General features: G+C 72.0%; 9 protein-coding genes and 1 pseudogene. All 10 read left to right on the top strand.

Annotation, left to right across the window (positions count from 1 at the left end; all coding sequences use genetic code 11):
• Nucleotides 1-270 precede the first annotated feature (270 nt).
• Entirely contained in the window at nt 271-3,027 is a 2,757-nt protein-coding gene (locus ACWEFL_RS08005) for an ATP-binding protein (protein WP_451709070.1), read from the top strand.
• 133 nt (nt 3,028-3,160) lie between these two features.
• The gene (locus ACWEFL_RS08000) at nt 3,161-3,580 is read left to right on the top strand and encodes a cell division protein SepF (RefSeq protein WP_451709067.1); all 420 of its coding nucleotides are present in this window, start codon (nt 3,161-3,163) and stop codon (nt 3,578-3,580) included.
• 362 nt (nt 3,581-3,942) lie between these two features.
• Complete coding sequence (locus ACWEFL_RS07995) at nt 3,943-5,091, top strand: AAA family ATPase (protein WP_451709064.1); 1,149 nt, start codon at nt 3,943-3,945, stop codon at nt 5,089-5,091.
• Nucleotides 5,088-5,420, top strand: coding sequence for a nucleotide pyrophosphohydrolase (locus tag ACWEFL_RS07990; protein ID WP_451709061.1), 333 nt, complete (start codon nt 5,088-5,090; stop codon nt 5,418-5,420). Before ACWEFL_RS07995 ends, ACWEFL_RS07990 begins: the two co-directional genes overlap by 4 nt.
• A gap of 396 nt (nt 5,421-5,816) precedes the next feature.
• Nucleotides 5,817-6,326 (top strand): annotated as a pseudogene (locus ACWEFL_RS07985) (DUF6099 family protein); the annotation flags it as partial.
• Between the two features lie 610 nt (nt 6,327-6,936).
• Complete coding sequence (locus ACWEFL_RS07980; RefSeq protein WP_451709059.1) at nt 6,937-7,860, top strand: LLM class F420-dependent oxidoreductase; 924 nt, start codon at nt 6,937-6,939, stop codon at nt 7,858-7,860.
• Nucleotides 7,861-7,865: 5 nt separating this feature from the next.
• The gene (mmuM, locus tag ACWEFL_RS07975; RefSeq protein ID WP_451709056.1) at nt 7,866-8,855 is read left to right on the top strand and encodes a homocysteine S-methyltransferase; all 990 of its coding nucleotides are present in this window, start codon (nt 7,866-7,868) and stop codon (nt 8,853-8,855) included.
• Between the two features lie 445 nt (nt 8,856-9,300).
• Entirely contained in the window at nt 9,301-10,005 is a 705-nt protein-coding gene (locus tag ACWEFL_RS07970; RefSeq protein WP_451709054.1) for a hypothetical protein, read from the top strand.
• A gap of 253 nt (nt 10,006-10,258) precedes the next feature.
• Entirely contained in the window at nt 10,259-11,812 is a 1,554-nt protein-coding gene (locus tag ACWEFL_RS07965) for a 3' terminal RNA ribose 2'-O-methyltransferase Hen1 (protein ID WP_451709052.1), read from the top strand.
• The gene (locus tag ACWEFL_RS07960) at nt 11,809-14,415 is read left to right on the top strand and encodes a polynucleotide kinase-phosphatase (protein WP_451709049.1); all 2,607 of its coding nucleotides are present in this window, start codon (nt 11,809-11,811) and stop codon (nt 14,413-14,415) included. The genes ACWEFL_RS07965 and ACWEFL_RS07960 overlap by 4 nt, the downstream gene beginning before the upstream one ends.
• Nucleotides 14,416-14,606 lie beyond the last annotated feature (191 nt).

The following is a 14,606-nucleotide window of genomic DNA, read 5'->3' as shown; positions in this document are numbered from 1 at the left end:
CGCGACGGTCCTGACGGACGCCACGGTCCCGACCGACGCGACGGTCCTGACGGACGCCACGGTCCCGACCGACGCGACGGTCCTGACGGACGCCACGGTCCCGACCGACGCGACGGTCCTGACGGACGCCACGGACCAGACCGACGCGACGGACGTGACCGGTTTGGCGGTCTTGACGGATTCGATGGACCTGAGACGCTCTCCACCGGATTCGAGCCCTCCGCCATGGGAGCCGAAGCGCCCTTCACCGGATCCTCGGAGTCCGGCCCCGTGGACGAGCGACCCTCCGCCGGGTCGCCGCGGCCCGGCGGCGGATCCATGCGCCCCGAGGCCGAATCCGTACGACGCCAGTCCAGAACAGGCGCGTTCATCGGACGGACCCAGGAGCTGGACGCGCTCAGCGGCCTCGTCTCGGACGCGCGCGGCGGCTCAGGCGTGATGATGATCGTCGGGCCCGCCGGCAGCGGAAAGACCGCCCTGGCCCTCCAGTGGTGTCGGCGCGCCGAGACGGCCTTCCCCGACGGCCAGCTCTTCCTCGATCTGCGAGGGCACAGCGACGACAGCCCGATGAAGCCCAAGGAAGCGCTCTCCGGGCTGCTGCGGGCGCTCGGCATCCCGTATCCGAACATTCCGCACGACTCCGCGGACATGGCCGAGCTGTATCAGCGCACCCTGGCCGACCGGCGCGTGCTCATCGTCCTCGACAACGCCGAATCGGCCGATCAGGTACGCCAGTTACTGCCGTACGACTCCGGGTGCCTCGCTCTGGTCACCAGCCGGAACCGGCTCGGTTCGCTGATCGTGAGCCATGGCGCTTCGATGCTGCCGCTGCGCCCGCTGGCCCCGGACGACGCCGAGGAACTCGTCCGCAGCGTCATCGGAGCGCGCCGGGCGCTCGCCGAGCCCGACGCCCTGGCCGACCTCATCGCCATCTGCGGCAGCGGCCCGCTCGCGCTGCGGATCGCGGCGGCCAACCTCGCGCTGCACCCGGACAGCCGGATCGCCGACCACGTCAGGGAGTTGCGGTCGGGCAACCCGCTGGAGAGCCTCACCGTGGCGGGGGACCCCGACTCCGCCGTACGCAGGGCCTTCGAGCTGTCGTACCGGCGGCTCGACCCGGAGGCGAGGGACGCCTTCCGCCTGCTGGGCCTGCTGCCGGGACCCGCGACGACCGTGGCGGCCGTCGCGGCGCTCCTGGGTCGCTCGTTCGCCGCCGCCGTCCATGTCCTCGACCGGCTCTTCGCCGAACACCTCATGGAGCGCCTCGGCCAGGACCGGCTGCGGCTGCACGATCTCATCTGGTGGTACGCGCGGCTGCTGGCGGACGCCGGGGAGCCCGCCTCCGTGCACCGGGAAGCCCGCCGCAGGCTGCTGCGCTGGTACGCGGCCTCGGCGGACGACGCGGCCCGTTGCCTCTATCCGCAGATCCTGCGGATGGAGGCCGAGCCGGTGGACGCGGGGACGAGGCCCGCCGTGTTCGACGATCCCCAGCTCGCCGCGGACTGGTTCGACGCCGAACACACCCATATGGTGCGGTTGATCGTGATGGAAGCCGAGGCCGAGGCCGAGCCGGATCCCGCGGTCGGGGCGGAGGCGGTGGCGGTGGCCGGGGCGGAGGCCACCGGAGCAAGGCGTGGCGTCACGGCCGGAGCGACGGCGGCACAGAGCGCCGAGAGCGCGCGCGACCGCGGCGCGAAGGCGGGTGAAGCGCCGGGGGCGACAGGAGTTCTCGGGGTTCCGGGAGTTCCGGCGATGCCAGGAGCTGTGGGCATTTCGGGCACTCTGGGTGCTTCAGGTGCTTCAGGTGCTTCGGGTGCTTCGGGTGCTTCGGGTGCTTCGGATGCGAGGTCGGGGAGGGCGCCGAATCCGACCGTATGGGTGCTCGCCGACACCCTGCGCGGCTTCTTCTGGCTCCGCCACGACACCGAGACCTGGACGACGGTGGCCTCCGTCGCACTCCGGGCCGCTTATCACGCGCGTGATTACCGGGGTCAGGCCGCCGCCCACCAGAGCCTGGGGCTCGTCAGCTTCACCATGGGCGAACCGGAGCTGAGCCGAAGCCACTTCGAGCAGTCCATCGAACTGGCCCGGCGCGCGGGATGGGGAGCCTGCGAGTCGGTCGCCCTCTCCAATCTGGGCGGCGTCTCCGCCGATCTCGGACTGCTGAGCCAGGCGGCGGACTACTACGACCGGGCCATCACGCTCGACCGCACACTGCGCCGCACACCGTCCCAGCCGCTGCTGGGGCTGGGCGAGGTGCTGCACGGATTGGGCCGCCTCCGGGAAGCGGAACGCCTGTGCCGACGCGCGCTCGTCCTCTCCCGCCGGCTCTCCGCGCCCGACAGTATCTCCCGTGTCAGCTCCACCCTGGCCACCATCTCGCTCGACCTCGGCGAACTGGTGTCGGCCCAGGAACTCGCCACCACGGCCCGGCAGGGCTTCCAGGCCATCGGCAACCTCGCCGGCGAGGCTGAGATCCTCAGCGTCATCGCCACGATCGGCGCGGAAGCCGGCGATGGACCCGGCGCGCTGCGCGCCGGCCTGATGGCGTGCAGGCTCAGCAGACGGGCGGGCCGCCCACGCCTCCGACTCGACGCCATGATCGCCATGGGGCACGCCCGTTATCAACTCTGCCAGTACGAGCGGGCCTTCGAGCACTTCCGCATCGCCCGCGGGATCGCCGCGGAGATCGGCTATCTGAAGGGACGTACCGTTGCCCTGCTCGGCCTCGGCGTCTGCGCCGTACGCGTACGCAGGCCGCTGGAGGGACTGTGTTACGCGGCGGACGCGCTGGCTCTGGCCCAGGAGTCCCAACTCCGGCTCCAGGAGGGCCAGGCCCATGCGCTCATCGCCCTGGCACAGGCCGCCCGCGGTGACACCGAGGCGGCCGAGCGGGCCGGACGTCTCGCCGAGGACATCTACTCCGACACCGGATTCCGGCCACTCCACTCTCCCTTCGGACGGCCGATGGAGGGCCTTCACCAGGCCGGCGGATACGTCGAACTGTCACTTCCGTGTGAGGCATGAGGTGTGAGGGAAGGGTGTTCTCGCCGCTGCGCGCCCACGACTCCCGGATCACCCGACCTCGCCATTCCGATACATGGGCGGCCCATCCGTGTCGGAGTTGGGCCGAACGGGTGAGGCGCGGAAGGATGGACACATGAGTAGGTACGAGAGGTACGACGTCACCGACGAGCAGTGGGAGGGCCTCGCGCAGGTCGTCCCGTTGCGCGGCCGCGACGAGTGGCCGTCGAGAGTCGACCACCGCACCGTCCCACAGGACTACCCGGCGGCCGAGCAACGCCGCTTCATCGTCCTGCGGGTGCAGGTCTTCGCGGACGCGCGTGAGGTCGCCGACCACCTCATCGCGCGGATCCCGGTGCTGCTCGACCTCACCGGTGCCGACACCGATGTGGCCAAGCGCATCCTGGACTTCAGCAGCGGTGTCGTCTTCGGTCTCGGCAGCGCTATGCACCGCGTCGACCGGAATGTGTTCCTCCTGGCACCGGCCGGAACGGAGGTCGAGGGAATCGCGGAGGCCACCGGCACCTTCCCCCGCCCCGCCCCCCGCGGCCAGTAACGCCGTGCCGGGCTCCCACGAACCGCGACCCCGGCAGGAGTCCGGATCCGGCAGGAGTCCGGATCCGGCGGGGGTTCGGATCCGGCGGGGGTTCGGACTCGTGGAAGCCGGAGGCCCGCCCGAGCCTGTGACCCGTGGTCGCCGACTCGGGCGGGCGGCCGATCGATCCACGGGCTCAGTGCGCCGCCGTGCGCCGCGGGAGCCCGGCGCGGCCCCGCCGAATCCGCTCCCGACCTGCCGTCCGGGCCCGGCGCTCGAGGCCGGTCGCGCGGACCCGGCGCTCGGGGCCGGGGTCGCCCATTCGTAGGAAGGTCTCCGAGGCGGAACGGTTCGGCGTACTTCGCGCTGCGTACCGTCCGTTCATGGACGCGAACACTCCGCCGGACGACGACGCGCACGCCCCCCGCCCCGCAGTCACCGAACTGCGGCTCTCCGCCTTCAGGGCCCACCGGGGAGCGGCCTTCCGCCTCACCCCGCTCACACTGTTCGCGGGGACCAGCGGCAGCGGCAAGTCGAGCGTTCTCCAGGCGTACGAGGCCCTGGCGCGACTGGCCGCGGGCGAGGGGCTCCCGGAGGTCTTCCCCGATCCGGCGGCCTGCGTACCGGAGCAGGCGGGAGCCGATGGGCAGGGGCGACGGGGATTCCACCTCGGCTGTACGGTCGACGGTCCGGCCGGTCCCGTACGCCTCGATCTCGCCGTCCAGGCGGAACCAAGCCTCCGGATCGTCGGCGAGCGGCTCACCCGCGGCGGCCGCACCCTGCTCACCACAGCACTGCGCGACCCAGGACGCCCCTCGGTGCAGGCGGCCTGGCTCACGGCGGGAACGGTGCCGGTGACCCGCGCGCCCCTGCCCGACGACCGGCTCGGCACGGCGCTCCTGCCGCTGCGGGTGGCGGGCAGGACGGAGGGCCAGTTACTCGTGCTCGCGGCGGCGGAACAAGTGGTGGTGGCCCTGCGCTCGGTCTTCCGCTGCGATCCCCAGCCAGGCGGGATGCGGAGGCCGGCCGCCGCGGGCGACGGGAGACTCCGGTGGAGCTGCGAGAACCTCGCCGAGGTGCTGCACCGTACGGGCGGCCAGTGCGCCAAGCGGCACGCCCGGCTGACCGCGGCGGCGCGCGCGGGGTGCGCGGGCGAGGTCGCGGATCTGACGGTGCAGGAACTGGCCGACGGCACCTTACGGGCGTCGGTGGGCCGGGGCGGCCATCGCAGGACCCCCGTGGAACGGCTCGGCGAGGGCGAGTTGAGGTTCCTGGCGCTCGCGCTGGTACTGCTCACCGGGCCGGGTGTGCTCGCCATGGATCCGGCGGCGGAGATTCCGGCCGCGTACCAGTCGCTCACCGTCCTCGCGGACGGCTTCGACCGCTGTCTCGACCCGAAGCAGGCGCGCGGCCTGGTCTCGCTGGCCGCGGAGATGGCCGCACGCGGGCATGTGCGGCTGGTGGGAGCCGTCTCCGACGCCTCCTTCGCTCGCGGGGTGGACGGTGTGACGGTGGTAGACCTGATGCCGTGACGAGAGATGACGGGTTGGACATCGCGGGTCTGCAGGGCAGACTGGCCGCGTTCGCCGAGGCGCGTGCCTGGGGGCCGTACCACACCCCCAAGAATCTGGCCGTGGCGCTGAGCGTCGAGGCGGCCGAACTGGTGGAGATCTTCCAGTGGCTGACACCGGAGCAGTCGGCACGGGTGATGGACGAGGAGGAGTCGGCGCACCGGGTACGGGACGAGGTCGCGGATGTGCTGGCGTATCTCCTCCAGTTCTGCGAAGTGCTCGGGGTGGACGCGCTGGCGGCGCTCTCCGACAAGATCGACCGGAATGAGATCCGCTTCCCGGCGCCGTGACGTTCTCCGGGGGCACCGAGGGAGGGGGAGGCCATGAGGTACTGGAGTGCGTCGGGGCCCTGGGGGCGCGTGGGGCGCTCTGAGGCGCGTCGGAAGCCCCCAGGGGGTCCACGGGACTTCTGAGGTCCGCTGGACGCCCTGGGAACGCCGGGGGGTCTGAGACCCTCAAGGTTTTGGGAGGCCGTCGGCACGGTGACGTCCTCCGGTTCCACGACAGGGGGTCCCGGCTCCCCGGAGGCCCCGATGATCAAGATGATGTCACTCTCCGGAGTCATCAACTTATCCACAACCGGCTTGCTGTCCACAGATTTCCGAATTCCTATGGCGTTCAGGCTCAACGACCTTCACGCTGGGTAATGAACTAGTGGGCAGTCAGTCGTGCGAACGGGGGCGTACATGGACGCGGAGCGGCTCATCCGGTTGAGTCGGCACGCCTTGGCGCAGAGCCAGGCGGTATCGGAGATCGTGGTGGAGGCGTGGCAGGCCCAGACACTCGCGCAGGCGATCGGCGGACGCCTGGTGGTGTACGGGCCACCGGAGCTGAGAGGGGAGGCGCGAGGGCTCAGCGAGATCGGCGGGCGGAGCGCGGGGACGCCGGACCTTCCGGGCGGGCACGGCGGGATCAGGGCCTCGCTGCTGTCAGGCGTGGTGAATCCGCGCGAGACGCTCACCGCGCTGGGCGCGCTGCTGGGCGACGTGGGAATCGCCCTTGTCGGCGTGGCGTGTGCCACGGACGAGGAGGGGATGTACTGGCAGTGCATCGAGGCGATGGACGCGGCGGACGAGTCGAACGACCGGGTGCGGGCGATGCTGCGCAGACTCGCGGCGAAGGATCTCGAGGCGCGGGAAGTATGGCGATCGCCGGGCACCGTCAGAGAGAGGGCGGGGCCCGTGCGGGAGGCGTCTGAACCGCCCGTACCTGAACCGCCCGTACCCGAACCGTCGGTACCTGAGCCGGCCGTGTCCGAACCGCCTGTGCGCGCGTCGCCCGTGCGGGAGCTGACCGGCTCCGGCGGGGAGAGGGGAGGACGGGTTCCGGAGGGCGTCGGCCGAGGCGAGGAGGACGCCTGTCCGGCGCGGGAAGGGGGCGGTCCTGCCGGTCCTGCCGGTTCCGACGGTCTTGTCGAGCCTGCCGGCTGGGCAGGTCCGGCCGGGGCTTCCGCCTCGGAGCGGGCCGGTGCGTCCGGGTCGACCCATGTGCCCCGGCCGCCTCTGCGGCCCGGCGTCGCGCCCGCTTCCGGCGGTTCGTCCGCGGTGGAGGAGTCGTCCCGGCTTTCGGACGCGGTGGACTCGGCGGCGGGTACATCGTGAACGGCGACCGGGTCGGTGCGATCATCCCGCCTCGCGTGGTCATGGGCGCGGTCCCGGCCCGCCGGAGCCGACGACCCGTGTCTCCGGCCGGCCGGCGGGCGGGAAGTGCGCGGTCCGCCGCGGCGACCGTCTCACCCGACCGGGCGGGTGGGCGTCGGGGGATCGAGGCCGGGGCGACCGGCGTTCGACGGTGCAGGATGGACGTATGGACCTTCGAATTTTCACCGAGCCCCAGCAAGGGGCGAGCTACGACACCTTGCTGACCGTTGCCAAAGCCACCGAGGACCTGGGTTTTGACGCCTTCTTCCGCTCCGACCACTACGTGGCCATGGGGAGCGCCGACGGGTTGCCCGGCCCCACCGATGCCTGGATCACGCTGGCCGGACTGGCCCGCGAGACCCGGCGGATCCGCCTCGGCACCCTGATGACGGCGGGCACCTTCCGGCTGCCGGGCGTGCTGGCGATCCAGGTCGCCCAGGTCGACCAGATGTCGGGCGGCCGGATCGAGCTGGGGCTGGGCGCGGGATGGTTCGAGGAGGAGCACAAGGCGTACGGCATCCCGTTTCCCAAGGAGAAGTTCGACAGACTGGAGGAGCAGCTGGCGATCGTCACGGGGCTGTGGGCCACGGACGTCGGCAAGACGTTCGCGTACGACGGCAGGTACTACCAGCTGACCGACTCGCCCGCCCTGCCGAAGCCCGTGAAGGGCCGTGTGCCGGTACTGATCGGCGGCCACGGGGCCGTCCGCACCCCGAGGCTGGCCGCGCGGTACGCGGATGAGTTCAACATCCCCTTCGCCTCGATCGAAGACAGTGAACGGCAGTTCGGCCGGGTCCGGGACGCTGCCGAGGCCGCCGGACGCCGGCCCGGCGACCTGGTGTACTCGAACGCCTTGGTCGCCTGCGTGGGCAAGGACGACGCCGAGGTGGCCCGCCGGGCCGCCGCCATCGGACGGGAGGTGGACGAGCTGAAGGCGAACGGGCTGGCGGGCTCGCCCGCCGAGGTGGTCGACAAGATCGGCCGGTACGGGACGACGGGCGCGTCCCGGATCTACCTCCAGATCCTCGATCTGCACGATCTGGACCACCTGGAGCTGATCTCCGCGCAGGTCCAGTCCCAGCTGGGCTGAGCCCCATGCGCCCCGTCCGCACACTCGCCGCGGCTCTCGCACAGGGACCCGTCGTCCTCGACGGCGGCCTCTCCAACCAACTGGAGGCCCAGGGGTGCGATCTGTCCGACGACCTCTGGTCGGCACGGCTCCTGGCCGACGGCCCTCGGCAGATCGAGGTGGCGCACACGGCATATGTGCGGGCGGGTGCGCGGGTGCTCATCACCGCCGGATATCAGGCCACGTTCGAGGGGTTCGCCCGCAGGGGCATCGGGCGGCAGGAGACCGCGCGGCTGCTGGCCCGCGGTGTCGAACTGGCGCGGAACGCGGGAGAGGCGACCGGAGAGGAGGTGTGGGTGGCGGCCTCGGTCGGGCCGTATGGCGCGATGCTCGCGGACGGCAGCGAGTACCGCGGGCGGTACGGGCTGTCGGTGCGAGAGTTGGAGCGCTTCCACCGGCCCCGGATCGAGGCCCTGGCCGCGGCCGCTCCCGATGTGCTCGCCCTGGAGACGGTGCCGGACATGGACGAGGCGGAGGCGCTGCTCAGAGCGGTCGACGGCTGCGGGGTGCCGGTGTGGCTCTCCTACAGCGTCGGCGGCGAGCGCACCCGTGCGGGGCAGGACTCGGCGGCGGCCTTCCGGATGGCCTCGGGTGTGGACCAGGTGATCGCCGTGGGGGTGAACTGCTGCGAGCCGCGTGACGCGGACCGCGCGGTGGCCTTGGCGGCCGACGGCGCGGGAAAGCCCGTGGTCGTCTATCCGAACAGCGGGGAGCGGTGGGACGCGGACGCGCGGGCCTGGCGAGGCGAGGTCACCTATGATCCCCGCCGGGTCCGGGAGTGGCGGGCAGCGGGCGCCCGGCTGATCGGCGGATGCTGTCGGGTCGGGCCCGGTCTGATCGCGGAACTCACCGCTCTCACCGCTCCCACCGACGGCGGGACCCTGCCGGCTCGCCCCGACCAACCTCAAGGCCCGGACCGGCTGGACCACCCTCAACGCCCTGGCCGACCGGGCTGATGGAACGTGCCCTCCGCCGGGCCCGTCCGGCCGACCCCTCCGACCCGGAGCCGCTCCGATCGCCGTCGCGCCGAGCGAATCGCCGGCCGGGCCGGGGCGGGGTCGGGCCGCGCGGCCGACAGGCTGCCGGCGGCCTGGCGGCCCGGCAACCCGCCAGCCGTGCGTCCATAGAACCTCGTCCCGAAGCAGCGCCTGGAGATCTGCTCCCCGAACCTGTGCCTGGAGACCGTGCCCCGAACGCGCGCGCCGCGTTCGGCCGTCGATTGAGGGCATGCACCTGCCAAAATCTCCAACTCCATGCTGTTCAGGGATGGTTGGAGGCGAAAGGTGCTGGTGCGGTGTTTTGTTGCGGCATGATACGGACATCGTACGAATGCGTCTGAGGACGGGCGGGTGGCGGGGGACGCCCTCGCTGAGGGGACCGGAACTGCGGAGGGGTGGGGGTATGGGAGCGGACGTCACCGCGAACATATTCGTGAACGCGTTCAACTCGCTGGGTTGGGACACCGATCTGGCCCGGCGGGGCGCCGCCGGTTACACGACGCTCTCCGGATGGCGAGCCTCGCAGACCGCGCAGGTCGCCGCGGCGGGGGCCGCCGCGATGGCGGTGCCCGGCGCGCATCTCGTCGCGCTCACCGCTGATGTGGGCTTTCTGCTTCACAAGATGTCGATCTGCGCGTGGGGGATCGGTTTCAAGCTCGGTGCCACGGTGGACGGTGAGGACGATCTGGCAGTCATCCTGGGTTTATGGGCTGGGGCTCTGGAGCCCGACGCGCTGAGCGTGACCTCCGTCGGCACCGGGGCCGCCGCGGGCTGGATCGCCTTCAACGCCACGTACCCGACCTACGGCACCGCCGTCATGGCCAAGGCGCTCGCCATGGGTGCGGGCGCGGGCGTGTCCACCGTCAGCGCGAAGATCGCCGGCAAGAAGGGCGGGAAGGCGCTGGCCAAGCTGAGCAAGCCGTTCCTCCAGAAGATCGCGCAGAAGGCGGCGGTCAAGTTCTCGGCGATCCTCGGCTCCAAGGCGGTCACCGGGGCGGTCCCCGTCCTCGGAGCCCTGGCGGGCGCGGGGGTGAACGCCTACTTCATCCAGAAGTTCGCCGACGCCTCGGAGACGTACTACCGCGCCAAGGTCGCCAGCGGCGGGTGACTCCGCCGCCGGGGCCGGACGCTCGAACCGGGCCGCACCGACGGTCGGCCGGGCTCCGGCCCTGGGTCGTTTCCGAAGGGTCGGGCCACGCGAGCCCAGCAAGATCCATCAGAAGCGGCTGAGGCCCCGGCCGATCGTCGTGCGCCCGACCCCGCCGATCGGCCGGGGCCTCGCCGGGCGTTGGAGGCGGCGATCCCGCCGGGACCGGGGAAATCGGCTACCGCGGGAACCCGACGCCCCGGATACTCGGGGTGTGTTCCTGACGATCAGTACCACCGGCACCCCGAAACGCCCCGCCACCGACCTGGGATTCCTGCTGCACAAGCATCCCGACAAGTCGCAGGCGTTCTCCACCTCGCACGGCACGGCGCATGTCTTCTACCCCGAGGCGTCCGCCGAGCGCTGCACAGCCGCCTTGCTGCTGGAGGTGGATCCGGTGGCGCTCGTGCGGCGCGGCAAGGGCAAGGGCCGCGGCGGACAGCCCGACTCGGCTCTCGCGCAGTACGTCAACGACCGCCCGTATGCCGCTTCCTCGCTGCTCGCCGTCGCGTTGAGCACCGTCTTCAGGAGCGCCCTGCGAGGTGTCTGCGCGGCGCTGCCCGAGCGGGCCGAGACCCCGATGGCACTGCGTGTCGAGGTGCCCGCCATGCCCGCGCGCGGCGGTGAGGAACTGGTGCGGAAGCTGTTCGGGCCACTGGGCTGGACCACCGTCGAGGCCCGGCCGGTGGCGCTGGACGAACGCTTTCCCGAGTGGGGCGCGTCCCGCTATGTCCAGCTGCGGCTGGAGGGCGAGCTGAGGCTCGCCGACGCCCTGCGGCAGCTCTACGTCCTGCTGCCGGTCCTCGACGACTCCAAGCACTACTGGGTCGCGCCCGACGAGGTCGACAAACTGCTCCGCGCCGGTGAGGGCTGGCTGGCCGACCACCCCGAGCAGAAGCTGATCACCAGCCGCTATCTCTCCCGTCGCTGGGGGCTGACCCGTCAGGCGATGGAACGCCTCGAACTGGTCCGGCTGGCCGAGACGGACGACCTGCGGGTCGAGGACGTCGACAACGCGGTGGACGAGACCCAGGACACCGAGGAGAAGCCCGTGCCGCTCGCCGAGCAGCGTCGGCAGGCGATTCTGGAGGTCCTGCGGACGGCCGGGGCGAAGCGCGTGCTCGACCTGGGCTGCGGACAGGGGCAGTTGGTGCAGGCACTCCTCAAGGACGTGCGCTTCACCGAGATCGTCGGCGTCGACGTCTCCATGCGTGCGCTCACCATCGCCGGACGGCGGCTGAAGCTGGACCGGCTGGGGGAGCGCCAGGCCGCGCGCCTCACGCTGCTCCAGGGCGCGCTCACGTACACCGACAAGCGGCTGACCGGCTATGACGCGGCCGTGCTCAGCGAGGTCATCGAGCATGTGGATCCGCCGCGCCTGCCCGCTCTGGAGTACGCGGTGTTCAGCGCCGCCCGGCCCACGACCGTGATCGTGACCACGCCGAACGTCGAGTACAACGTCCGCTGGGAGACCCTGCCCGCCGGACATGTGCGCCATGCCGACCACCGGTTCGAGTGGACACGGGCGGAGTTCCGCGCCTGGGCACGGCAGGTCGCCGAACGGAATGGCTACCGCGTCGAGTTCGTGCCCGTCGGCCCCGACGACCCCGAGGTCGGTCCGCCCACCCAGATGGCCGTGTTCACCCGTACCGACACCACCGACCCCGCAAAGACCGATCCCAAGAAGACCGACCCCGCCACAGGAACCACCGCCGCAGGAACCACCGACACAGCCGTCACCACCGAGAAGGAGGCGAAGGCCGCATGAGCGCCGAGAACGAAACCAGGACCGCCGCCGCGCCCGCGAAGCGCCTGCTCCCGGTGACCGACCTGTCCCTTGTCGTCCTCATCGGCGCGACCGGCTCCGGGAAGTCCACCTTCGCCCGGAGGCACTTCGCGCCCACCGAGGTCATCTCGTCCGACTTCTGCCGGGGGCTCGTCGCCGACGACGAGAACGACCAGAGCGCCAGCGCCGACGCCTTCGACGTCCTGCACTACATCGCGGGCAAGCGGCTCGCGGCCGGGCGGCTGACCGTCGTCGACGCCACCAGCGTGCAGACCGAGAGCCGCAGAGAGCTGGTCCGGCTGGCGCGCCAGTACGACGTCCTGCCCATCGCGATCGTCCTCGACCTGCCGGAAGCGGTCTGCGCCGAGCGCAATGCCGTACGCCCCGACCGGGCCGGAATGCCCCGACACGTCATCCAGCGCCACCGCCGCGAACTCCGCCGCTCCCTGCGCGGACTCGAACGCGAGGGCTTCCGCAAGGTCCACATCCTGCGCAGCGTCGAGGAGGTCGACGCCGCCGAGGTCGTCCGCGAGCGCCGTTTCAACGATCTGCGCCATCTGACCGGGCCTTTCGACATCATCGGCGACATCCACGGATGCAGCTCCGAACTGGAGACCCTGCTCGCCAAGCTCGGTTACGCGGACGGCGTCCACCCCGACGGCCGCACCGCCGTCTTCGTCGGCGACCTCGTCGACCGGGGGCCCGACAGCCCCGGCGTGCTGCGGCGCGTGATGTCCATGGTCGCCTCGGGGAACGCGCTGTGCGTTCCGGGCAACCACGAGAACAAGCTCGGCCGCTACCTCAAGGGGCGGAACGTCCAGCGGACCCATGGGCTGGCGGAGACCATCGAGCAGTTGGAGAAGGAGGACGCCAGGGACCCCGCCTTCCGCGAGCAGGTGCGGGAGTTCATCGACGGACTCGTCAGCCACTACGTCCTGGACGGAGGCGACCTGGTCGTCTGCCACGCCGGCCTGCCCGAGAAGTACCACGGCCGCACCTCCGGCCGGGTCCGCTCCCACGCGCTGTACGGGGACACCACCGGCGAGACCGACGAGTTCGGGCTGCCCGTGCGCTACCCGTGGGCGGAGGACTACCGAGGCCGGGCGGCCGTCGTCTACGGGCACACGCCCGTGCCCAGCACCTCATGGATCAACAACACCATCTGCCTGGACACCGGCGCGGTCTTCGGCGGCCGGATGACCGCGCTGCGCTGGCCCGAGCGCGAACTCGTCGACGTCCCCGCCGAGAAGGTCTGGTACGAGCCGGTCAAGCCGCTGCTCACCGAGGCGCCGGGCGCGCGCGAGGGACGGCCGCTGGACCTCGCCGATGTGCACGGGCGGCGGGTCGTCGAGACCCGTCACCTGGCACGCGTCGGCGTCCGTGAGGAGAACGCGGCGGCGGCGCTGGAGGTGATGAGCCGCTTCGCCGTCGACCCCCGGCTTCTGGTCTATCTGCCGCCGACGATGTCGCCGACCGCGACCTCGTCGAAGGAGGGCTATCTGGAACACCCGGCGGAGGCGTTCGAGCAGTACCGGGCCGACGGCGTCGACCGGGTCGTGTGCGAGGAGAAGCACATGGGCTCGCGCGCCGTGGTGCTGGTCTGCCGGGACGCCGCGACCGCGCGCGAGCGGTTCGGCGTAGGAGCCGCCTCCGACGCGGGCGGTGTCGCCGGCGCGGAGTGCACCGGCGCGCTCTACACCCGTACCGGGCGGCCCTTCTTCGACGACCCCGCCGTCACCGAGGAGATACTCGGACGGCTGCGCACCGCCGTCACCGGGGCTGGGCTCTGGGACGAACTCGGCACCGACTGGCTGCTGCTGGACGCCGAGCTGATGCCCTGGTCGCTGAAGGCGTCCGGACTGCTGCGCTCGCAGTACGCGGCGGTCGGGGCGGCCTCGGCAGCCGTCTTCCCGGGGGCCACCGCGGCTCTCGAAGCGGCGGCCGCCCGAGGCGTCGACGTCGGCGGGCTGCTCTCGGTGCAGCGCGAGCGGGCGGCGGACGCGACCGCGTTCACCCAGGCGTACCGGCGCTACTGCTGGACGACGGACGGGCTGGAGGGAGTACGGCTCGCGCCGTTCCAGATCCTCGCCGCCCAGGGGCGCTCGCTCGCGGCCGTGCCCCATGACGAGCAGCTGGCATGGCTGGACCGGCTGGTCGAGAACGACCCCACCGGCCTTCTGTCGACCACCCGTCGGCTGGTGGTCGACACCGGCGACGAGGCATCGGTCCGGGCCGGGGTGGACTGGTGGCTGACCATGACCGGCGAGGGCGGTGAGGGCATGGTGGTCAAACCGCTCCAGGCGCTCACCCGCACCGCGAAGGGCGCGCTGGTCCAGCCAGGTGTCAAGGTCCGGGGCCGTGAGTACCTCCGGATCGTCTACGGCCCGGAGTACACCCGTCCGAAGAATCTGGAGCGGCTGCGCGACCGGTTCCTCGGGCACAAGCGCTCGCTGGCTCTGAGGGAGTACGCCCTGGGGCTCGAGGCGCTCGACCGGCTGGGCGACGGAGAGCCGCTCTGGCGGGTCCACGAGGCGGTCTTCGCCGTACTCGCGCTGGAGTCGGAGCCGGTCGACCCCCGGCTCTGACGCCCGGTCCGGCCGCCGGTCGGCCGGAGCCCGGTGTCGGTTCGCGCGGGCCGGGGCTCGGGCCCGTCGCCGGTCCGGTCGGGCCCGGTGTCGGTTCGCTCGGGCCGGGGGTGGGGCCCGTCGCCGGTCCGGTGGGGCCCGGACCTGGTTCGCGACCGCCGTCACCGGGTACGTAGCGGTGCGGCACGGCA

This window comes from Streptomyces sp. NPDC004838 (genome assembly GCF_053600955.1).
The sequence above is the reverse complement of the archived record's forward strand: the minus strand, read 5'-3'. Positions and strand labels throughout refer to the sequence as shown.